General features: G+C 70.8%; 19 protein-coding genes and 1 pseudogene. 10 read left to right on the top strand and 10 right to left on the bottom strand.

Features of this window, described 5'->3' with window-relative positions:
* Positions 1-15 precede the first annotated feature (15 nt).
* A complete protein-coding gene (gene helR, locus Afe05nite_RS37765) occupies positions 16-2,118 on the top strand; it encodes an RNA polymerase recycling motor ATPase HelR (protein WP_438869580.1) in 2,103 nt (700 codons plus the stop codon).
* A 37-nt stretch (positions 2,119-2,155) separates the two neighbouring features.
* On the opposite strand, the gene Afe05nite_RS37760 is transcribed toward helR, so the two are convergent.
* Complete coding sequence (locus tag Afe05nite_RS37760; protein ID WP_203822115.1) at positions 2,156-3,022, bottom strand: oxidoreductase; 867 nt, start codon at positions 3,020-3,022, stop codon at positions 2,156-2,158.
* Positions 3,023-3,122: 100 nt separating this feature from the next.
* Between Afe05nite_RS37760 and Afe05nite_RS37755 the strand changes: the two genes are divergently transcribed.
* Positions 3,123-4,031 (top strand): helix-turn-helix transcriptional regulator, encoded by a 909-nt coding sequence (locus Afe05nite_RS37755; protein WP_203822114.1) that lies wholly within the window; start codon positions 3,123-3,125, stop codon positions 4,029-4,031.
* On the opposite strand, the gene Afe05nite_RS37750 is transcribed toward Afe05nite_RS37755, so the two are convergent.
* Positions 3,964-4,923 (bottom strand): DUF1152 domain-containing protein, encoded by a 960-nt coding sequence (locus tag Afe05nite_RS37750; protein WP_203822113.1) that lies wholly within the window; start codon positions 4,921-4,923, stop codon positions 3,964-3,966. The two genes, Afe05nite_RS37755 and Afe05nite_RS37750, sit on opposite strands and share 68 nt — an antisense overlap.
* A 119-nt stretch (positions 4,924-5,042) precedes the next feature.
* Between Afe05nite_RS37750 and Afe05nite_RS37745 the strand changes: the two genes are divergently transcribed.
* Together Afe05nite_RS37745 and Afe05nite_RS37740 are read left to right on the top strand one after the other, a co-directional pair.
* Complete coding sequence (locus tag Afe05nite_RS37745; RefSeq protein WP_203822112.1) at positions 5,043-7,049, top strand: DUF8224 domain-containing phage-derived protein; 2,007 nt, start codon at positions 5,043-5,045, stop codon at positions 7,047-7,049.
* Positions 7,050-7,080: 31 nt separating this feature from the next.
* Entirely contained in the window at positions 7,081-7,476 is a 396-nt protein-coding gene (locus Afe05nite_RS37740; RefSeq protein WP_203822111.1) for a hypothetical protein, read from the top strand.
* 49 nt (positions 7,477-7,525) lie between these two features.
* Here the strand turns inward: Afe05nite_RS37740 and Afe05nite_RS37735 are convergent, their stop codons facing one another.
* Together Afe05nite_RS37735 and Afe05nite_RS37730 are read right to left on the bottom strand one after the other, a co-directional pair.
* Positions 7,526-10,342 (bottom strand): M36 family metallopeptidase, encoded by a 2,817-nt coding sequence (locus Afe05nite_RS37735; protein WP_239118500.1) that lies wholly within the window; start codon positions 10,340-10,342, stop codon positions 7,526-7,528.
* Positions 10,343-10,386: 44 nt separating this feature from the next.
* Positions 10,387-10,998 (bottom strand): SanA/YdcF family protein, encoded by a 612-nt coding sequence (locus Afe05nite_RS37730; protein ID WP_203822110.1) that lies wholly within the window; start codon positions 10,996-10,998, stop codon positions 10,387-10,389.
* Between the two features lie 66 nt (positions 10,999-11,064).
* On the opposite strand from Afe05nite_RS37730, the gene Afe05nite_RS37725 reads away from it, so the two are divergent.
* Positions 11,065-12,609: a glycoside hydrolase domain-containing protein gene (locus Afe05nite_RS37725; RefSeq protein ID WP_203822109.1), complete on the top strand. Its 1,545-nt coding sequence runs from the start codon at positions 11,065-11,067 to the stop codon at positions 12,607-12,609.
* Positions 12,610-12,611: 2 nt separating this feature from the next.
* Entirely contained in the window at positions 12,612-13,187 is a 576-nt protein-coding gene (locus Afe05nite_RS37720) for a hypothetical protein (RefSeq protein WP_203822108.1), read from the top strand.
* On the opposite strand, the gene Afe05nite_RS37715 is transcribed toward Afe05nite_RS37720, so the two are convergent.
* A complete protein-coding gene (locus Afe05nite_RS37715; RefSeq protein ID WP_239118499.1) occupies positions 13,174-14,160 on the bottom strand; it encodes an ArsR/SmtB family transcription factor in 987 nt (328 codons plus the stop codon). The two genes, Afe05nite_RS37720 and Afe05nite_RS37715, sit on opposite strands and share 14 nt — an antisense overlap.
* A 248-nt stretch (positions 14,161-14,408) precedes the next feature.
* Between Afe05nite_RS37715 and Afe05nite_RS37710 the strand changes: the two genes are divergently transcribed.
* The gene (locus Afe05nite_RS37710; RefSeq protein WP_203822138.1) at positions 14,409-15,344 is read left to right on the top strand and encodes a DUF2332 domain-containing protein; all 936 of its coding nucleotides are present in this window, start codon (positions 14,409-14,411) and stop codon (positions 15,342-15,344) included.
* 16 nt (positions 15,345-15,360) lie between these two features.
* On the opposite strand, the gene Afe05nite_RS37705 is transcribed toward Afe05nite_RS37710, so the two are convergent.
* Positions 15,361-16,041, bottom strand: coding sequence for a TetR/AcrR family transcriptional regulator C-terminal domain-containing protein (locus Afe05nite_RS37705; protein ID WP_203822107.1), 681 nt, complete (start codon positions 16,039-16,041; stop codon positions 15,361-15,363).
* 77 nt (positions 16,042-16,118) lie between these two features.
* Here Afe05nite_RS37705 and Afe05nite_RS37700 point away from each other — a divergent pair, with 77 nt between their 5' ends.
* On the top strand, positions 16,119-17,534 hold the full coding sequence (locus Afe05nite_RS37700) for an MFS transporter (protein WP_203822106.1): 1,416 nt from the start codon (positions 16,119-16,121) through the stop codon (positions 17,532-17,534).
* On the opposite strand, the gene Afe05nite_RS37695 is transcribed toward Afe05nite_RS37700, so the two are convergent.
* The 4 genes from Afe05nite_RS37695 to Afe05nite_RS37680 all read right to left on the bottom strand — a co-directional run bounded on the left by Afe05nite_RS37695 (position 17,529) and on the right by Afe05nite_RS37680 (position 20,029).
* Positions 17,529-18,101, bottom strand: a complete 573-nt coding sequence (locus tag Afe05nite_RS37695; protein ID WP_203822105.1) for a 3'-5' exonuclease family protein — start codon at positions 18,099-18,101, stop codon at positions 17,529-17,531. The two genes, Afe05nite_RS37700 and Afe05nite_RS37695, sit on opposite strands and share 6 nt — an antisense overlap.
* A 218-nt stretch (positions 18,102-18,319) precedes the next feature.
* Positions 18,320-19,090 (bottom strand): inositol monophosphatase family protein, encoded by a 771-nt coding sequence (locus Afe05nite_RS37690; protein ID WP_203822104.1) that lies wholly within the window; start codon positions 19,088-19,090, stop codon positions 18,320-18,322.
* Positions 19,091-19,100: 10 nt separating this feature from the next.
* Positions 19,101-19,562, bottom strand: a complete 462-nt coding sequence (locus Afe05nite_RS37685) for a GNAT family N-acetyltransferase (RefSeq protein ID WP_203822103.1) — start codon at positions 19,560-19,562, stop codon at positions 19,101-19,103.
* Positions 19,559-20,029: a hypothetical protein gene (locus tag Afe05nite_RS37680; protein ID WP_203822102.1), complete on the bottom strand. Its 471-nt coding sequence runs from the start codon at positions 20,027-20,029 to the stop codon at positions 19,559-19,561. The genes Afe05nite_RS37685 and Afe05nite_RS37680 overlap by 4 nt, the downstream gene beginning before the upstream one ends.
* 112 nt (positions 20,030-20,141) lie before the next feature.
* Here Afe05nite_RS37680 and Afe05nite_RS37675 point away from each other — a divergent pair, with 112 nt between their 5' ends.
* Both Afe05nite_RS37675 and Afe05nite_RS44275 read left to right on the top strand, forming a co-directional pair.
* The gene (locus tag Afe05nite_RS37675; protein ID WP_203822101.1) at positions 20,142-20,732 is read left to right on the top strand and encodes an MBL fold metallo-hydrolase; all 591 of its coding nucleotides are present in this window, start codon (positions 20,142-20,144) and stop codon (positions 20,730-20,732) included.
* Between the two features lie 37 nt (positions 20,733-20,769).
* Positions 20,770-20,991, top strand: a pseudogene (locus Afe05nite_RS44275) (hypothetical protein); the annotation flags it as partial.
* Between the last annotated feature and the right edge of the window lie 19 nt (positions 20,992-21,010).

Below are 21,010 nucleotides of genomic sequence, written 5' to 3'. Positions count from 1 at the left end.
ACGGGAGCTGATGACGTGAGTCCGGTTACTGCCAGTGTTTTTGATCTTCAGCAGCACCCGGCCAAGGCTGACCCGGCGCTGGTCGCCGACGACGAGCGGCACTTCGCGGACATCGCGCAGAGTCTGGCGGGGCTGGTGGCCGAGCTGACCGACCGGCTCGACGCCGTCCGGAGAAGTGCCGCCGGCAAGGGGCGTCAGGCGGTGGATCGCGACCAGGAGGTGCGGCGGCTCAGCGCCCGGCTGCGCACCCTGCGCCGCTTCAGCCTCGACCTGTGCCTCGGCCGGATGGTCGGGGCGGACGGCCCGATCTACATCGGCCGGCTCGGACTGACCGACGGTGCCGGCCGCCGGCTGCTCGTCGACTGGCGCTCGCCGGCCGCCGAGCCGTTCTTCGCGGCCACCCACGCCCACCCGATGGACCTGATCACCCGTCGGCGCTACCGCTGGAACCGCGGGCGCGTCACCGATTACTGGGACGAGGCGTTCAGCGCCGACGCGCCGGAGAGTGCCGCCCTCGACTACGAGTCGGCGTTCATCACCAGCCTGGGCAACAGCCGCGAGCCCCGGATGCGTGACGTGCTCGGCACCATCCAGGCCGACCAGGACGCGATCATCCGGGCGAGCTCCAGCGGCGCGCTGATCGTCGACGGCGGTCCGGGCACCGGAAAGACCGTCGTGGCCCTGCACCGCACGGCCTACCTCCTCTACACCGATCCGCGTCTGCACCAGCGGCGGGGCGGGGTGCTGGTGGTCGGCCCGCACCAGCCCTACCTCAACTACATCGCCGACGTGCTGCCCAGCCTCGGCGAACAGGACGTGCAGACGTGCACGCTGCGGGATCTGGTCGCCGAGGGCGCCGCGGCCGGGCCGGAGAGCGATCCGGCGGTGAGCCGCCTGAAATCCTCGGCCGCGATGGTCGGGGCGATCGAGGCGGCGGTCCGGTTCTACGAGGAGCCGCCGACCACGACGATGACGGTCGGCGGCGAGGAGGCGGACATCCGGGTGACGGCCCGCGAGTGGGCCGCGGCGTTCGAGGCGGCCGAGCCGGGCACCCCGCACAACGAGGCGCGCGAGCAGGTCTGGGCCGAGCTGATCGAGATCCTGGGCGACCCCTCGTTGAGGCAGAACCAAGATTTGCGTACGGCGTTCAACCGCGCCTGGCCCCTGCTCGAACCCACCGATCTGGTCGCCGACCTGTGGACGGTCCCGGCGTACCTCCGCAAATGCGCGCCCTGGCTGAGCCCGGCCGAGGTGCGGCGGTTGCAGCGGCCGGACGCCCGGGCGTGGACGATCGAAGATCTCCCGCTGCTCGACGCGGCCCGGCAGCGCCTCGGCGACGCCGAGGCGGCCCGGCGCGGCCGCCGCGACGCCGCCACCCTGGCCGCCCAGCGGGAACGGATGGACCATGTCGTCGACGATCTGCTCGCGGCCAACGCCCACGACGACGGCGAGGGGCTGTGGTCGATGCTGCGCGGTGCCGACATGCGCACCTCGCTGGTCGACGAGGCGGAGATCAGCCGGGTCGACCCCGACCGGCTGGCCGGCCCGTTCGCGCACGTCGTCGTCGACGAGGCGCAGGAACTGACCGACGCGCAGTGGCAGATGTTGCTGCTGCGCTGTCCGTCCCGCAGCTTCACGATCGTCGGCGACCGCGCCCAGGCCCGGCGCGGCTTCCCCGAGAGCTGGCCGCAACGCCTGGCGCGGATCGGCCTCGACCGCACCACCCTGGCGTCGCTGACGATCAACTACCGCACCCCGGCCGAGGTGATGGCCGAGGCCGAGCCGGTGATCCGGGCCGTCCTGCCCGACGCCAACGTGCCGACGTCGATCCGCGGCAGCGGCATCCCGGTCCGGCACGGTTCCACGGCCGAGCTGGACAAGATCCTCGAGGAGTGGCTGGCCACCCACGACGAGGGCACCGCCTGCGTGATCGGCACGGTCGAGCGCCCGGGACCCGGCCGGGTCCGCCGGCTCACCCCGGAGCTGGCCAAGGGCCTGGAGTTCGACCTGGTCATCCTGGTCGACCCGGAGAGTTTCGGCGACGGCGTCGAGGGCGCGGTCGACCGTTACGTCGCGATGACCCGGGCCACCCGCCAACTGGTGGTGCTGCGCGGCTGAGCCGGTGGCGGCCGCCCGGGAACGCCGGAGGCGCCGCTCAGCGGAAGCTCACGGCGGTCAGGTCCTCCGCCGCTGCCCACAACCGGCGGCCGATGGCCGGGTCGGCGGCCTCGCGGCTCAACCGGGCCTCGGTCACCCGGCCGCGCGTCTCCCGCAAGCCGGCCGGTCCGAAAAACTGTCCACTGTGTACGTCCGGGCCGAGCGCGGCGCGCAAGGTCGGCTGCGCGCCCCGCTCCACCGGCTGGGTCACCAGCAGGCCGGCCGACGCGAAGATCCGGCCGAGGCGGCCGCGGTGCGCCCAGGCGCGCGGGGTCAGGTTGGTGCGGGTCAGACCGGGGTGGGCCAGCAGGCTCAGGATCGGGGAGCCGGTGGCGCGGAGCCGGCGGTCGAGTTCGACGCCGAAGAGCGTGGTGGCCAGCTTCGACCGGCCGTACGCCGCCGCGGCCCGGTAGTCGCGCTCGAACATCAGGTCGTCGAAGTCGAGGCGGGCCCGCTTGTGGGTGATCGAGCTGAGGCTCACCACCCGCGCCGCCGGGGCCTTGGCCAGCCGGTCGAGCAGCCGGCCGGTGAGTGCGAAATGGCCGAGCATGTTGGTGCCGAGGTGCAGTTCGAAGCCATCGGCGGTGGTGCGGCGTGGACCGAGGAGCACCACGCCGGCGTTGTTGATCAGCAGGTCGATCGCCGGGTGCGGCAGGTCGGCGGCGAACGCGCGTACCGAATCGAGCGAGGCCAGGTCGAGCTCGCGCACCTCGACGCTCCCGCCGATCCGGCGAGCGGCCTGGCGGCCGGCGGGGACGTTGCGGACGGCCAGCACGACGTGGGCGCCCTGCCGGGCCAGTTGCGTGGCGGTGACGAAGCCGATGCCCGAGTTGGCGCCGGTGACGATGGCGTTCAAGGTGGTCATGGGGCGACGTTAAGGCTGATCACGATCGGTCCGGTCGTACCGGCCAGCCTAGGAATGGCAGACCTACCCACCCGGTCCGGCCAGGCGGCACACTTGCGGCATGACCCATCCGTACGCCCGTGAGCTCGGCGATTTCCTGCGGGCCCGCCGTGCTCGGTTGCATCCGGCCGACGTCGGGCTCGAACCGGGTGGCCGGCGCAAGGTGGCCGGGCTGCGGCGCGAGGAGCTGGCCCTGCTGGCCGGGCTGAGCACCGACTACTACCAGCGGATGGAGCAGGGCCGCGAGGTCCGCCCGTCCGACGACGTGCTCGAGGCCCTCGCCGGCGCGCTCGGCCTCGACGACGCCGAGCGCCGGCACCTGTTCACCCTGGCCCGCGCCGCCCGCCGGCCGATGCCCGCGCCCGTCGACCGCACCCCCGAGCGGGTGCCGCCCGGCACCCGGCGGCTGCTGCGGGTGATGGACACCCCGGCCGTGGTGCTCGGCCGGCATCTCGACCTGCTCGACTGGAACCCGATGGCCGAGGCGCTGCTCGGCGATCCGGCGGGCCACCCGCCCGACCGGCTCAACATGCTGCTGCTGATGTTCGACGACACCATGACCGCCCAGCGGAGCTGCCCCGACTGGGAGCAGCAGGCCCTCGACTACATCGGCATGATGCGGGCCGCCGTCGCCACCGACCCCACCCACCCGCGCGCCACCGCGATCGTCGGCGAGCTGAGCATCCGGAGCGCCGAGTTCCGGCGGCTGTGGGCAAGGCATGACGTACGGGCGTCGGTCAGCGGCTCCAAGACCTTCCGCATCCCCGAGGTGGGCGAGCTGGTGCTCGACTGGGACACCTACCCGCTGCCCGGCGATCCCGGCCCGGTGATGCTGGTCTGGACAGCCGAGCCCGGCGGCCCGCACGCCGACCGGCTGCGCCTGCTGGCGAGCCTGCGGGCGGTCAGTGCGGATAGGCGCGCGGGACCCGGGTCGAAGTCATCTCCGCGCGAAACGCCTCGAGCCGAGTGATCACCTGCCGTCGCCCGACGGTGTTCTCGATGCGGTCCAGATAGAGGCACCGGGCGGCCAGTTTGTCGAGGTCGACAGTGAAATAGACGGCCATCAGCGGGTTGACGAACAGCGTGCTGCCGCTGGTGCGCCGGGTGAACTGCACGTTCCCGAACGCCCCGCTGGTCGCCGCCGCGATCTGCCCGTTGACGATGCTCGGCCGGTCGGGCGTGGCCGCCGCGGCATGCGCCACCGCGTCCCGGTAGAGCACCGCCTCCCGGCCCGCGCCCGGGATCGACAGCGCCCCGAGATAGCCGCCGTCCCGGTCGAGCGCCGCGAGGTTCTCCAACACCTGCACGTGGTTGACCCCGTCGTTGGCGTCGATTCCGAAGCCGAGACTGGTCACGAGTTTGACCGGCACGTCGAGCGCGGTCACCGCGGCCACGCTGGTGAGGTCCTCGACGGGCGTGCCGAGCGAGTTCTCGTCACCGCGGAGCAGAATGTCGGTCCCGCCGTCGACCAGCACCACCGCGTCAAGATTCAACTGCTCGATCAGATACCGGTACGCCGCCCGTAACGGCTGCACGCCCGACGGCGGGAACGCGTAGACGGTCGACGGCAGGTCATGCTCGGCGAGCCAGCGGGACAGCGCCCCCTCCGGGAAATACCAGTCCGGACTGGTCGTCCCGGGGGTGATCGCCACGACGTTGTCGGACGGCCACGACTCCCGGCCGACGAGTTCGAGTTCGGAGAACGACAGGCTGGCCAGGTGCACCTCGACACCCTGGTCCCAGAGCGCGATGGCGAGCGGCAGCCCGGCGTAGACGTCGAAGCCCCCGCCGGCCCCGGCGATCAGCACCCGGCGGGCCGGCGCGAGGGCGGCGAACAGTGGGGGAGTGGCCAACGAGAACACCGGTCAATGATGAGTCACCTCGGCCGATCTCGCGGACCTGCGCGCCGGCTCGGCCGGAAATGCGTTTCGGCGATTCCGCGCGTTCCCTAAGATCTGCCCTGATCAAGGGGGATGACAGGGTGAGCGGTTTCCAGCAGTTCGTGACGGACGTGACCACACGTCTGTCCGCGATGTCCAAGGGCGAGTTGTTCGTCGTCGGCGACGGCCTCGACCGGGACTCGCTCTGGCTCACCTTTCTCGATTCCTTTCCGGCCGGCTCCAATCTGCGCTTCCGTGAGCGGTCCGAGTACGACTGCTCGACCTGCCGCGTTTTCGTCAAGCACTTCGGCAACGTCGTCGAGATCCACGACGGGCAGGTCCGTACCCTCTGGTCCGGCGTGTCCACATCGGACCCGGTCTTCTCCGTCGTCGCCACCGCGATGGACGAGTTCGTCGGCACGCTGCCGCTGTCCGGCATCTTCCGGTCCACCGAGGCGCAGTACGGAGCGAAGACGACCCGGACGCTGCGCGACGGGCAGGTCGAGGTGTGGCACCACCTGCACGGCCGGGTGGAGAAGCGGCACCGCACCGGCGACGTCGGTGCGGCCCGGGGCGACTTCGACGCCGCGGTGCAGGTGTTCCAGCGTGGCCTGGCCGAACTGAGCCGGCCCGCGCTGGACACCGTCGTCGACCTGATCGACGACAACGCCCTCTACCGCGGCACGGAGCATCGCCGGGCGGTGACCGAGTTCCGGTCTCTGCAGAACCGGTGGACGCAGGCAACCGACCGGGAAGCCTTCGTGTTCGCCAACGCCCTGAACCCGGTGGCCCGGTTCCGTAACACGGTGCTCGGCACCCTCGTCCAGGATCTGTCCGCGGGTGTCGACCTGGAGCAGGCGGTCCGGTCGTTCGAGACGAAGGTGGCACCGCAGAACTACCAGCGCCCCACGGCGCTGATCACCCCGGCCATGGTGAAGGCCGCCATGAAGACCATCGACGAGCTGGGCATCGAGGAGTCGTTGCAGCGCCGGTTCGCCCGGCTGTCCGACGTGTCGGTCAACAACGTGCTGTGGGTCGACAACGACACCCAGTCGCGGATGAAGGACGGCATCGAAGGGCTGCTGATGCGGGCGGCCACCACCGGATCGGCCGGTTCGCGCCGGGACGCGAAGCCGGAGCAGGTTCCGGTGGTCACCTTCATGAAGGACGTCCTGCCCGGCGCCGCGGCCATCGACCTGTGGGTCGCCACCAGCCACGAGCCGAACTTCGTCAGTCTCACCACCGGCCGGAACCCGACCGCCCCGCGGCTGTTCACCTGGGACAACGATTTCGCCTGGTCGTACGGCGGAAACGTGACCGACTCGATCAAGGAGAAGGTCAAGCGGGCCGGTGGCAACGTCACCGGCAAGCTGCGGGTGAGCCTGTCCTGGTTCAATCACGACGACCTCGACCTGCACGTGTTCGAACCCGACGGCACCCACATCTGGTACCAGGAGAAGCGCGACAAGCTGGACGTCGACATGAACGCGCACGGGCCGTTCTCCCGGGAGCCGGTGGAGAACGTCACCTGGGCCCACCAGGTCGCCGACGGCGAGTACCGGATCGAGGTGAACCAGTACCGCAAGCGGGACAGCTCCCCGATCGGCTTCATGATCGAGACCGAGAGCGACGGGAAGGTCGAGCATTACCGCTACGAGCGGGCGGTCGGCCACAAGCAGACCGTCGAGGTGGGCCGGATGACGGTGGCCGGCGGGGTGATCACCGCATTCCGGCCGGGTAAGGACATTCAGCCGGGAAACGCGAGCAAGGACCTGTGGGGCATCACCACCGAACAGTTCGTGCCGGTCTCCACCCTCATGTACTCACCGAACCACTTCGACGACAACGAGATCGGCAACCGCCACTACTTCTTCATGCTGAAGGGGTGCGTGAACGACCAGCCGACCCGGGGGATCTACAACGAGTTCCTCCGCCGCGACCTGCAGCCGCACCGCAAGGTGTTCGAGGTTCTCGGGGACCGCAGCAAATGCGAGCCGTCCCCGGACCAGCTGTCCGGCCTCGGCTTCAGCTCCACCGTCCGCAACTCGGTGGTGGCCAAGGTGACCACGACCGGTGGCCGGCGCCGCCTGCTGAGCATCCAGTTCTGATCCGTCACCCCGACCACCGAGGAAGGCGACCGTGACCATTTTCGAGAAGGCCACCCGGGAGAAGTTCCGGTACCCGTCGACCAAGGGACTGCTGACCACCGAACAGCTGTGGGAGCTTCCGCTGACCGCCAAGTCCGGCTTCAGCCTCGACGACGTGGCCAAGGCCGTCAACGCCGAGCTCAAGACCGTCGACACCGAGTCGTTCGTGGCCACCGAGGCCAATCCGGCCAAGGCGACCCTGGAGGCCAAGCTGGCGGTCGTCAAGCACGTCATCGCCATCCGTCTGGCGGAGGACCAGGCGGCGAAGGCGGCGGCGGCCAAGAAGCTGGAGAAGGAGAAGCTGCTGACGGTCCTGGGCCGCAAGCAGGACGCGGTCCTGGAGAACCTGACCGAGGCCGAGCTGCTGGCCCGGATCAACAACCTGTAGCCCGACGACGCGGATCAGCGCCGCGAAGCGCTGATCCGCGTCGCCCTGATCAGGCGGTTCCGCCGTAGACGCCGACCTCGACGGTGTCGACGAAGCCGCAGCCGGAGAGCTGGCTCGGGCAGGTGCCGCCCTCGTCGGCCACCTGGGTGCCGAGCATCGTGTAGCGCACGAACCGCACGGCGGCGGTGCCGGCGGTCAGCGGGACGGCGTTCATCCGGTCGCGGTCGGCCGGGCCGAAGTGGCCGGTGGCCGCGGTCGTCCAGGTGGTGCCGTCGGTGGACGTCTCGACCCGGTAGTCGCCGGCCGACGAGCTCGGGTCGTCGCCGCAGTTGCCCGTCGGGTTCACCGCGATCGACGTCACGTCGACCGCGGTCGGCAGCTGGATGGTGACGAACCGGGGGTCGATCGCGGTTCCGCCGGTCAGCACCGCGTCCGAACTCCACCCGGTGCCCTGGGACATGTCGATCGTCTGGGCGGGGCCGCAACCGTAGTCGCTGTAGTCGTCGCCGTTGAAGTCGGTCAGCTGGGCACCGCCCCGAGAGGCCGCCCAGTCGCGCCGGACGGTCCAGTCGACGGTGGCCGGTGCCTTGCCGACGGTGACCGTCTTGACCTGGCGTTCGAAGCCGTTGCCGCTGGCCGCGACCTTCGGGTAGGTGCCGACGTAGACGTTCTTGATCTGGTAGTGGCCGTTGGCGTCGGTGACCGCCGCGTAGGAGCCGGCGAAGCCCGAGCTGTGGCCGCCGAAAGTGACCGCCACACCGGCCGCCGGCTGGCCGGTGCCGTCGTTGGTGACGGTGCCGGAGACCGAGCTCTTCGGCGAGCGCGGCGCCGGCGGGAGCGAGAAGTCCTCGGCCGGCGCGGTGTCGGAGCCGTCGACACTGGCCGCGAAGAAGCCCATGCCGCGGTTGGCGAAGACCTTCCAGATCGCCTTCTGGTGCCGGCCGGACGCGACCACCAGGTCGGCCATCAGGATCGAGTTGCGCATGTCCAGGTAGGACGGATCGGCCGGGCTGAGCTCCATGGCCCGGGTGACCAGCGACTCGCTGAGCCGGCTGCCGAGCGCGGTGCGCAGGTCCCACAGGGTCTGGGCCCAGATCTCGCCGTCGGCGTGCACTTCGGCGCCGCGGCGCGAGATCTTCCCTAAGTCACCGTACGTGTAACCGCCGGGTCCCGCCGTCGCGGTGCCGGCGCAGACCGTCGCGGGTGCACCGACCGGGCAGTCGAGCGGCTCGGTACGGATCGTGTTGGCCCCGCCCGTGGAGTACTCGAAGACGACCAGCTCGCCGGGCTTGGCGGTGTCCTTCTCCAGCCCCTTGCTCTGCAGGTAGTCGTAGGCGTACCAGTCGCTCCAGGCCTCGCCCATCGCCCCGGACTGCGGGCCGTTGAGGGTGGACACCCCGGCCGCGTCCACGACGAGCCGGTTGGACAGGCCGTGGGTGTATTCGTGGTAGACCGACGACGCCTCGTTGCCGGTGTCGGACGCCACCCACGGGTCGGTCGGGTCGTTGGCGGCCGGCTGCAGGTACATCTGCATGGTCGGCGGGGTGCCGTCGGGCGGGGTGGCCATGTTGGCGTTGTCGACGTGGTTGCCGTCCGGGAAGCCGTTGTCGGTGTCGGCCCCGTCGAGATCGTTGACCTCGACCTGGTCGCCGTCGCGGGTCTCGAAGTTGCCGGCCGCCCGGGTGAACCCGATCGGCGCCGCCTGCAGGTGGTCGTGGAACACCGAGGTGAAGTAGAGCAGCTGGGTGGCGGCCATGGCCCGGTTGTCCTGCCACGAGTAGGCCACGAACGGGTCCCACGTGCAGCGGTACTGGGCCGAGCAGAGGCCGCCGGCCTGCGCGGTGAAGTCCTTCATCGGGTAGCGGAAGTGGCCGGGCGAGCTCGGTCCGACCTCTTCCCCGGCGCCGGCGACGTTGTCGTCGTCGACGTCGGAGAACACGTGCGAGGAGTTGCCGGTGAGGGTGGTCGCGGTCGGCGACAGCCACTTGCGCAACGAGACCGGCCGCTGCTTGCCGCCGGCCGGCGCGCCCGGGTAGTTGTCCCAGACCAGCGCGTCGGGGCCGGCCTCGTGGTCGGTCAGACTCTGCCGGTAGAGGATGCGGCCGGTCTGTGCGTCGACGACGTGCAGGTAGCCGGTCTGCATGGTCAGGGTCTGGTAGCCGAGCCGCAGCCCGGCCGTGGTCGGGAAGGCGACCAGGTGGGCCTTGTCGCTGGGGGTGGTACGGGTTTCGCGGGCGTCGCGGCGGGCCGTGTCGAGCGCCTGGCTCCCGGTGAGCCGGGCGCCGGCGAGGGCGGCCGGCATCTGCCGGACGGGTGAGCCGGTCATCTGGATCAGCGCGCCGTTGCGGGCGACGTCGGCCCGGATGCCGTTGCCGAACACCGGCACGTCCCCGACCCGCTGCAGGAAGCTGAGGTGATGGGTGCCCTCGACGTCGACGTAGTCGCGGCGCGGTTCGAGGGTGGCCGGGTCGACCCCGAACAGGTCGGCGTGGGCCTTGAGGTAGTCCTGGGCGACCCGCACGGCCGGCTTGCGCGACGGGCCGGTCAGGAAGCCGTCGAGCTTGGCCACCTGCCGGGGCGTGCTGGTGAGCGGGTCCAGGTCGACGATGCCCTGGTCGCCGAGTTCGGTGCGGAGGTCGCTGAGCGCGGGCGACGGCTCGGCCACCAGGCGGGCGGCCTTGGCGGCGAGGGCGCCGGTGACGGCCGGGTCGCGCCGCGCGTCGTAGTCGGCCGGCGCCGACGGGGCGGCCGCCCGCTGGGGGGCTGCCCGGTGCGGGGCCGCCAAGGCCGGCACGGCGGGGGTGATGCCGACGGCCAGCACCACACTGCCGGCGACGGCGAGGGTGCGTCTGATGTGTGTCTTCACCCGGCCAGACTGGCAAAGCCATTGATCAACATCAACTGTTGTGATTACTTCGATCGATTTGCCGGGGGCCGGTCGCGCACCACGTCCCACACCGCCTTGCCGCTGGCGAGGTAGTCGCGGATCCACTTGTTGGTGGCGAGGACCCAGCCGCAATGGCACGGGGCGACCACGCCGTCGGCGTCGATGCCCAGGTGGCGGCACAGCGTGACGGCCCGCCGCACGTGGTACGACTGGGTGACCACGAGCGCCCGTCGCACGCCGTACACATCCCGGGCGCGGATGCACGTGTCGTACGTGTCCAGGCCGTACGGGTCCGGCACGATCTTCTCGGCCGGGACCCCGAGGGAGACCAGATAGTCGGTCATGGCCGCCGGTTCGTTGCCGGAGGCGCCGTTGCCGTCACCGGAGACCAGCAGCGTGCGGGCCCGGCCGGTGGACACGAGCAGGGCCGCGGTCTCGAGCCGGCCGGCCAGCCGCGGGGACGGTGCACCGTCGACGACCTCGGTGCCGAGCACGATCGCCACGTCGGCGACGGGGGCGTCACTTTCCGCGTACACATGGCCTTGGGCGGACAGCGAGGTCCATGCCCAGGGGGAGCTGACGGCAAGCAGCGCGGCGGCAGCCGCGACAATGACGCGGCGACGGATGATCATCATGACGGGGTTCAGGGTAAGACCCACGGGCGACCGAATGGTGCTATACATCGATCTCATGGGGGAGCGATGACCGACATCAATGTTCTGGCCGTACAGCAGTGGGTTAACGCCACCTACCAGGCCGCACCCGGCTATATTCGCTGCCCGGAGGACGGGCTGACGGGTTGGGCGACCGTGCTGTCGCTGACCCAGGCCCTGCAGTACGAGCTGGGCATCCGGCCGACCGTGCAGAATTTCGGGCCCGGCACGTTCACCGCGGTCAAGAAGCGCAACCTGCTGCCGCTGGCCGAGACCAACACCAACCTGATCCGCGTCTACAACGCCGGCCTGTGGTGCAAGGGTTACTGGGCGTCGACCGACCTCGGCGTGTGGAGCACCCAGTCGCAGTCGTCGCTGGCGCAGCTGTTCACCGACGCCGGCATCGCCTACGGCAACCAGGGCTGGCCGCACATCTGCAAGGCACTGATGCGGATGGACCAGTTCCGCCTGGGCGGCAGCGGCGATCTGACCGTCCAGAAGCTGCAGCAGCGACTCAACTCGCGCTACACGGTGGGGCTGGGCATCCCGGCGATGAGCCTGGCCCCGTGCGACGGCGTCCCGTCCCGTGACCTGCAGAACGCCCTGATCATGGCGGTGCAGTACGAGATCGGCGTCGACATCAACTCGATCAACGGCTACTTCGGACCGGGCACCCAGGCCGGCCTGAAGACCAAGGGCTCGGTCTCGCCGCTGCCGTCCGATCTGCGCTACCTGTTCCGGTCGGCCTGCTACCTCAACTCCCCGGTGCCGCCCGGTGTCGCCTACCAGCCGATCGACATCGAGACCGGCGACCCGACCCCGAGCCACCTGGCCTGGCTGCGGGCCTTCCAGCAGTTCACCCAGATCCCGCAGACCGCCACCAACGACTTCGCCACCTGGGCCGAACTGCTCATCTCGACGGGCGACTCGACCCGGCCGGGCGCGGCCTGCGACGGCATCGCCGAGATCACCGCGGAGCGCGGCCAGGCCCTCTACGCGGCCGGTTACCGCATCGTCGGGCGTTATCTCGACGAGCACCTGCCGCCGACCGACCCCTATTACCTGGGCAAGGCGCTCAAGCCGGGCGAGCCGCAGACGATCCTGAACGCCGGGCTCCGGCTGTTCCCGATCTTCCAGTACAACGGCACCGTCCTCGCCAACTTCACCTACGACAAGGGGTACGACCAGGGCGCCGTCGCCCACAACAAGGCGGTCGAGCACAAACTCCCGGCCGGCACGTGCATCTACTTCGCGGTCGACTACGACGCCCTCGACGCCGATGTGGACAGCAACGTCAAGCCGTACTTCCAGGGGGTGCAGGCGGCGCTGGCCGCGGCCGGCAACCGCTACACGTTCGGCGTCTACGGCGCCCGTAACGTCTGCACCCGCATCTCCCGCGAGGTCGGTGCGAAGTGGTCCCTGGTCGCGGCGATGTCCTGGCAATACTCCGGGAACCTGGGCGTGCGCATGCCGGAGAACTGGGCGTTCGACCAGATCCGCGAGTACGAGCTCCAGCCGGGCTGGGGTCTCGACCACGATGTGTGGCGCGCCGACGGCGATCCCGGTGTGTCCAGTCTCGACGAAGGGATCTGATCTTGGTTACCCGACGTACTCTCTTCGGTGCCGCCGCGGCCGCCGCGACCGGTGCCGCCGTCCTGGGTCCGGTGACCACCGCGGACGCCGCCGGGCGCACCACGTTCAACGGCTGGCGGATCGACCCGGCCACGGTCGCCGAGCATCGGATCGAGGGCTCGACCGCCACGGTCACGGTGCGCACGGGCGCGGTCGCCGCCGTACTCCTGCATGTGGCCCGCCGTTGGCACTACGAGATCGCCCCGCTCGACACCGGCGAGGGTGGCGGCGTCGCCGCCTTCACCCACGAGACGATCGTCGGCGCCAACTTCGAGACGGCCTATCTTTCCGGTACGGCCATCGCCCTGCACCCGCACGCCTATCCGCTCGGTGGCAGTGAGCAGCTGTGGCCGCACCAGGAGGCGATCGTCCGCGACATCCTCGAGGACCTGGCCGGCACGGTGGCTTGGGGCGGCGACCTGAAACCGGCCAAGGTCGGCCACTTCCACCTCGCCGTCGGTCCGGAGAGCGAAGCCCTGGCGGAGGTCGCCGCGCGACTCACCCGGGCCCGCACGGCCGGCGCGGCTAGCCGTCTCTGAGCCGGCCCTTGTGGTCGCCCAGCAGCGCCGCGCCGAGCGGGGTGATGGTGTGCAGCACCGCCTTGCCGACCCGGCTGGTGTGAATCAGCCGGGCCGCACGCAGCACCGCCGTGTGCTGGCTGACCGAGGCGGCGCTGACCCCGACCCGGCGGGCCAGCTCGGAGGTGGTGCTGCCGTCACCGATCGACTCGAGCACCGACGAGCGGGTCGGCCCGATGAGCGCGGCCACGGCGCTCGCCGTCATCTTCCGGTCGGCGACGAGCTCGGGGTCGCGCGGCACCGGATAGACGAGCACCGGCGGCAGCGAGGGGTCCCGGAGCACGTCGGGCTGGCCCCACGAGAAGTACGACGGGACGAGCCACAGCCCGCGCCCGTCGAGCGACAGGGTCTGGTCGAACGGGGTCTCCACCTCGAGCACCGGCGAGTTCCACCGCATCATCGGCTTGAAGCCGGCGAGCAGGCCCTCGTAACCGTCGTCGAGCAGCGCCCGCGCCCGCCGCGACCGGTCGGCTTCGACGTGCGCCTGCGCCTCGGCCCAGAACGGCTCGACCACGGCGCGGTAGTGCGAGTGCATCGCGCCGGCCAGCCGCTCGAGCATCGGCACGTCACCCTCGGCGAGCTCGCGCATCCACGACGGGGTCGGCTCGCCGAGCCGGCTGAGCTCGATCATGTCCTGCTTGAGCCGGGCCTTCGGGGTGCGCAGCAGCGCCTCGAGGCCGTCGGACAGGCCGCTCCGGCCCTCGGCGGGGGTGAGGAAATCGGGGTAGTAGCGCCCCCGGATCAGCGGGACCAGCAGATCGAGGTCGGCCCGCCGGCTGGCGCGCACCGCGTGCTCACGCCACCGACCATAGATCGGCGCCGGGCCGGGCCGCTGGAGGCGGAAGACGCTGAACACCGTCTCCCACATCGGATCGGGCGCAGCGGCGATCCGGACGCGGCCGATGTCCTCCGACGTGAAGAAAATGCGCAACACAGCAGGATTTTACTCGCCGCCCTCGGCAAGGCCGAGCCGCCGCCGCGCGTGCCCCGGCCCTGACGGTCCCCCGTACCTAACAACCGCCGTGGCAGTCAGCTCGCCCGGTGGCCGGCTCGACCGGAAAACCATCGCCGGGCCGAGGTGCCGGTAACAAGTCCTTTAACGTGTCGCTGAATAGTTAAGAGTGCAAACTGTGGTAGTTCGTGCACTTCAGGAGCCGGATGTCCGATCTCACGGAGGCAGCGATGTCGACCGCCCGGAGCTACGCGGAGTTCGCCGCCCGGGAGGCACACCGCAGCTCCCCGGCCTATGCCGAACTGTCCGTCGCCGTCGCCCGCGACCCGGGTGTGCTCACCCTGCTCGACTCGCTGCCGCCGGCCAAACGCCAACCCAATCTGCTGTACGCGGTGGTCACCTACCTCGGCGGCCCGGTCACGTCGGCGCCGCCGTTCCTCGACTTCGTGCGTTCGAACTGGCCGCGGATCGAGCCCGAGATGCGCACCCGGGCGACCCAGACCAACGAGGTGGGCCGGTGTGCGCTGTTGTTGCCGGTGCTCGCCGCGCTGCCCCAGCCACTGGCGCTGCTGGAGATCGGCGCGTCGGCCGGCCTCAACCTCTACCCCGACCGGTACGCGTACCGATATGGAAGTTTTGATCTCGGGGAGAGCACCGTGGTGCTGGACTGCGAGCTGACCGGCGCGCCGCCGCCGACGACGCTGCCGCGGGTCGGGTGGCGGGCCGGACTCGATCTCAACCCGCTCGACATCACCGACCCGGACGACGCGCGCTGGCTGGAATCGCTCATCTGGCCCGAACATCACCACCGGCGCGACCGCCTGCGGGCGGCGGCCCGGATCGCCGCCTCGGCGCCGCCCGCGCTGCACCGAGGCGACCTGGCCGAGGACCTGCCGGCGCTGGCCGCGCAGGCGCCCGCGGACGCCACACTCGTCGTTTTCCACACCTCGGTGCTCTATCAGGTGCCTTCCGACCGGCTGAGTGCTTTTTCCGATTGCGTACGCGATCTGCCGGGCCACTGGATCTCCGTCGAAGGCCCGGCCACCGTCGCGTTCGATGGTCTCCCGGACCCGCCCGACGAGACGCTCTTCAACGTTCTCGCGCTGGACGGGCGCCCGCTGGCGTGGGCGCACCCGCACGGCCAGGGCCTGCACTGGTTCGCCTGACGCCGCCTTCGCCGGTCTACTTGATGCCGCTTTCGCTGGTCTGCGTGGTGCCGGCTTCGCTGGTCTGCTTGATGCCGGCGATGATCAGGTCGATGCCGGCCAGGAACTGCTCGCGGTCGTCGTGGTCGCGCAGCTGGCCGGCGATGGCTCGCGCGAACGGGAACTCGGCCGGGTCGAGGCTCGCCCACAGTTCCGACTCGGCGCCGATCACCTCCGACCGAGTGGTGCCCCAGGTCTGCGCGCGGGCGTTCGCGGCGTTCTGCCCGGCCACCCCGAGGATGTAGTTGAGCAGCGCGGAAGCGGCGTAGAACAGGGCCTCCGCCGGCACCCCCAACGCCTGCACCTGTTGCCCGAGCCGCTCGAGGATGCGCAGCGTCGTGCGTTGTGAGGTGAGACGGGCGAGCTGTCCGCCGATCCACGGGTGCGCGTCGATCGCGTCGAACACGTCGATCGCGACCGCCCGGATCGCCTCCTCGGGTGTGCGGCCGGCGGCGGTCACCCCGGCGAGGGCGCCGTCGGTGGCCGCCGCGAGCAGTTCGTCCTTGTTCGCCACGTGCCAGTAGATCGCTCCGGCCCCGGTCTTCAACCGCGCACTGAGCGCACGGAAGGTCAAACCGCTCTCGCCGGCCGAGTCGAGCAGCTCGACCGCCGTCTCGACGATCCGTTCTCGGGACAGTCCGTCCGTGTTCCGCGCCATGCACCATCTTGACATGCCTGGAACGGCGTTCCACACTGGGTTCTGGAACGCCGTTCCAGGGATTTGAGGAGGTTTTCATGAGTGTTGATGTGATGCCGGCGCGAGCTACCTCGCTGCGTGCCGTCTGGCCGGCCATTCTCGGGTTGTCGGTGGTCTTCCTGGTGGAGATGCTCGACAACTCGGTCCTCAACGTCGCGCTGCCGACCATCGCCCGCGACCTCCACGCCACCGCGGCCGACCTGCAGTGGATCACCAGCGGTTACTCGCTGCTCTTCGGCGGCCTGATGATCGCCTTCGGGGCCATCGCCGACCGGTTCGGCACCCGCCGCATGATGCTCGTCGGCCTGGTCCTGTTCGCGCTGGCCAACCTGGCCGTGCTTGTCGTGCGCACCCCCGGCGAGCTGATCGCCGTGCGGGCCGCGATCGGCGTCACCGCCGCCATGACCGCCCCCGGCACCATGGCCCTGTGCTTCCGCCTGTTCGACGCGGAGAACCTGCTGATGCGCGCCACCGGGGTGATCTCCTCGGTCGGCCTGATCGGCCTGGCCGCCGGCCCGACCCTCGGTGGCCTGCTCCTGCAGGTCTCGTCCTGGCAGACTCTGCTGGTCATCAACGTGCCGATCGCCGTGCTCGCGATCGGGTGCATCGGCTTCGGCATCCCCGCCGACGACGCGACGAACCGCAACCGCACCCCGCTCGACCTGCTCGGCGCCCTGCTCGGCACGGCCACGATCATCCTCGCCCTCTGGTCCGCCACCCTGGTCGTCGAGAACGGCTGGCTCACCGCCGCGCCGGCGTTGATCGGGGCCGTGCTCAGCGCCATCGGGTTCGTCGTCCGGGAACGCACCACCGCCCACCCGCTCATCGACATCGCTCTGATCAAGCGCCCCACCGTCTCGGCCGGCCTCGCCTACCAGGCCGCGCTCGGCCTCGGCATGGCCGCCCTCGCCTACAGCGTCACGCTCCAGCTGCAGCTCGTCTGGGGCTGGTCGCCGGCCGAGGCCGCCCTCGGCAACCTCCCGCAGATCGTCGTGATGCTCGCGATCGGCCCGTTCGTGGAGAAGATCGTCGACCGGCTCGGCGCCGGCGTGGCCGGTCCGCTCGGCGCCGCCGCGGTCGTCGCCGGCCTGCTCATCTACGCCCTCCTCGGCCGCGACAGCTACGCGTGGATCGCCCTCGCGCTGGCTGTGGCCGCCGCCGGCATGCGGGTAGTCATGATCATCGCGACCGTCACCGTCATGCGTGGCCTGCCCGAGGACCAGACCTCGACCGGCGCCGCCCTCAACGACACCGGCCAGGAGGTCGCCAGCAGCGTCGGCCTGGCGGTGACCGGCACGATCGTCGCCGCCGTCCTGGTCGGCTCGCTCACCGACGTCGGCACCAGCGCCGCCGCCACCCACTCGTTCGAGAACGCGATCACCGCCGCGACGCTGTCCCTGACCGCCGTCTGCGCCGCGCTGTCCGTCTGGGCCGCCCGTCGCGCCGCCTCATGAGGTCGCGATGAACCCGGACCGAGCGGCGAGCATGGCGCAGAACAGGGCGCCCTGCTCAACCGCGTCGTCCAGGGCCACATGGCGGTGCGGCAGATCGTCGAACCACGCCCGCGGCATGCTCCGCTTGGTGGTGGCCCGGAACTCGGTGCCGAGCAGAGCCATCGCGTACGTCTTGAGGTCGAGCGCCGAATGCGAGAACGGGCTGGCCCCGGTGAACCGGATGAGATACCAGTAGACGAACATGAAGTCGAACGCCGCCGGATAGCCCACGAACACCGGCTTGCCCGGCAGTCCGCCGAGCCACTTCGCATAGCGGACCATCGCCTCGGCCGGCTCCTCGGGATTCTCCCGGCAGGCCCGCCACGCGTCCGGTTGCGTGGCCCACCAGGCCATCGTGTCGGGATGTCCGGCCGCCCCCGGCAGCGTCACCAGGTTGGCGCTGAAAGTGCCAACCAGTTCCTTCCCCGCCGTGTACGCCGCCGACGCGAAGCTGAGCATCGAATGCGGCCCGGGAATCGGCCCATCGGTCTCGACATCGGTGCTGACATAGATCTCCGGTCGTGCCACGCGTCAATCATCCTGTCCGGCGAGAGCGACCCCCGCGGCGGCAAAGCCGACGCCGAGGACGACCGTGAGAAGAACGTTCCGCGCTGATGGCCGCGCGAGTCCGCTGTAGGCCGCGGCGGGCGCATCCTCCGTGAAAAGGGGCCTTGGCGTGCTTCGGACAGCCCTTCCGCACACGAAAAAGGGCCACTCGGAGGGGTGGGCGGTGCCGGGAAGCTGGGTCAGGCGCTGGCGCGGACTCGCTCGGACAGGGCGGGCCAGAGGGCCGGAGCGGCGCCGATGGTCAGTTCGGTGGTGAAGTCGTGGGTGGGGCCGCCCAGGGTGACGCCGGCTTCGCGGGCGATCAGGGCGCCGGCGGCGATGTCCCAGAGGTTGGTGTCCAGGCAGACGCCGCCGTCCAGGCGGCCGGCGGCCTGGTAAGCCAGGTTGAGGGCGGCGGGGAGGCGGCGGATGTCGCCGCTGTGGGGGAGCAGGTCGTTGAGGACGCGGCCGGCTCGGGCCTTGGTCCGGGGGTTGGGCTGGAAGCTCACCCCGATCAGGGCCTCGGCCAGGGGGCGCTCGCTGGTGGCGAGCGTCGGCTCGCCGTTCAGGGTGGCGCCGGTGCCGGTGATCGCGCTGAAGGTCTCGTCGGCGACCGGTTCGTGGACCACCGCGACCAGCGGGCGGTCGCCGTCGTAGAGGGCGATGCAGACGGACCACGGGCCGGTGCGGCTGATGTAGTTGCGGGTGCCGTCGAGCGGGTCGATCACCCATTTTCGGCCGCTGGTGCCGGGGTGGCCGTGGCCCTCCTCGGCCTGGATCGCGTCGTCCGGCCAGGCCGCGGTGATCGCGTCGACGATCAGGCGTTCGCTGGCGATGTCCACGTCGGAGACGACGTCGTTCGCGTGTGCTTTGGGCGCGCCCACTCGCAGTGTGTCGCGTCGCTCCAGCTGCAGCCGGCCCGCTTGAACTGCCAGGGTGACTGCCAGGTCATGTGCTGCTTGGAGATCCATCCCGAGCACGCTAGCCGATTCGGCCGGCCGGGACCGGCTTGGCGAAGAAGACCCGGCGATATCCGTGCTGGGTGCCGCGTCCCGTCTCGGTGAATCCCCGGCGCGCGTAGTAGGTGAGGTTCTCGGTCATCGCCTCGTTGGTGCAGAGCCGCACTTCGGGGCGGCCCAGTTCGCGGGCGCGGTCCTCGGCGTACTCGAGGAGCTTTGATCCGACGCCGCGCCCCTGCGCCTCGGTGGCCACCGCCAGGGTTTCCACCTCGAGAAAGCCGGGGTGGGTGGCGCACTGCAGCACACCGACGATCCGTCCGTGGTCCTCGACGACCCGACAACGACCTTCCGCGACCGGTACGGCGTAGTCCGCTCCCATCGGCGCCGGTTCCTGCCCGATGCGCGGCACGTAGTGCAGGAAGGCACCGCGGACGAGGGCCTGGATGAGCGCCACGTCCGCGGTCCCGGCCGGCCGCGTGGTCACGCCGGCGGGTAGCCCTGCGCGGCCGGGTAGCCCTGGGCCCAGTGCGGCACCGCGGGGGCCGGTTTCCGAGTGAACCAGTCGCGGGTCGCGCGCGGCACGCTCAGGGTGAGCAGGGCCGTCACGGCGGCCGCGAGGATCGCCACCCCGGCGAACGGGATCTGCCCGCTCAGCGCGGTGACGAGGGTCATCAGGCTGCCGACGAGCATTGTGCTGATCAGGATCGGGAAGCTGGTGATCCACGCCCACATCCGGCCCCGGCGGACCTGGTCGGCGAGCACCAGGATGAAGATCGAGAAGATCAGCACCACCGAGTTGAGGACCAGGAAGACGGTACGGGCGCCGGCGGTCCAGTTCTCCTGGCCGAGGTTGACCACCACGCCGTAGAGCACCCGGCCGGCGCTCAGCACGCCGACGATCGCGAGCACGCTCGCGCCGATCTCCACTATCTGCGGTCGCGGTTCTGGCATCTTTCGTAACTCCCCCGTGTATCGAGCCTTGTCGTTGCGGGCCCATCTTAGGGGTGGCGCCCCCACCGGGTCAGTAAGCTCGGCTGCGGATCCGGATGAAGGGAAGCGGCACATGCGCGTCGACCATGCGGTGGTCTCCGGCACGTTCAGCCTCGACGGCCAGACGTTCGACGTCGACAACAACATCTGGGTGGTGGGCGACGACACCGAGTGCGTGGTGATCGACGCCCCGCACGACGTCGACGCGATCATGGCGGTGGTCGGCGACCGCGCCGTCCGGGCGATCGTCTGCACGCACGCCCATGACGACCACGTACGCGTCGCCCCCGCCCTGCGGGCGCGCACCGGCGCGCCGATCCTGCTGCACCCGGCCGACCGTCCGCTCTGGGAGCTGACCCACCCGTCGGTGGCCTGGGACACCGACCTGTTCGACGGCGACAAGGTCGAGGTGGCCGGCGGCACCCTGACCGTTCTGCACACCCCGGGCCACGCCCCCGGCGCCGTCTGCCTCTACGCCCCCGAGCTGGCCTGCGTGTTCACCGGCGACACCCTGTTCCAGGGCGGCCCCGGCGCGACCGGCCGGTCGTACTCCGACGCCGATCTGATCGTCGCCTCGATCCGGTCCAAGCTGTTCGCCCTGCCCGGCGACACCGTCGTGCACACCGGCCACGGCGACGACACCACCATCGCCGCCGAGCGGTGATCACGCTGCGGCTGACCGACTAGATCACTTCGCGGCCAAGGTCGAGCTCGCTCGCCGCTCTCAGGTGCCGCTGGTGAGCTTCACGTTCGGCGTACCGGATCGGGCTGTCGTCTCCGCGCCGCGGGCCGCGGGCCGTGCCGTACTCATCACGGTGACCTCGGCCGACGAGGCCCGCGCCGCCCTGCTGGCCGGCATCGGCTTCACGGCCGCCCGCCCGGCGCCGGTCGGCGAGATCGTCGAAGAACTTCTGCGCCGGTGACAACCGGAAGCTGAGCCGT

It is taken from the genome of Paractinoplanes ferrugineus, assembly GCF_016862195.1.
Classification (GTDB): domain Bacteria; phylum Actinomycetota; class Actinomycetes; order Mycobacteriales; family Micromonosporaceae; genus Actinoplanes; species Actinoplanes ferrugineus.
The sequence above is the reverse complement of the archived record's forward strand: the minus strand, read 5'-3'. Positions and strand labels throughout refer to the sequence as shown.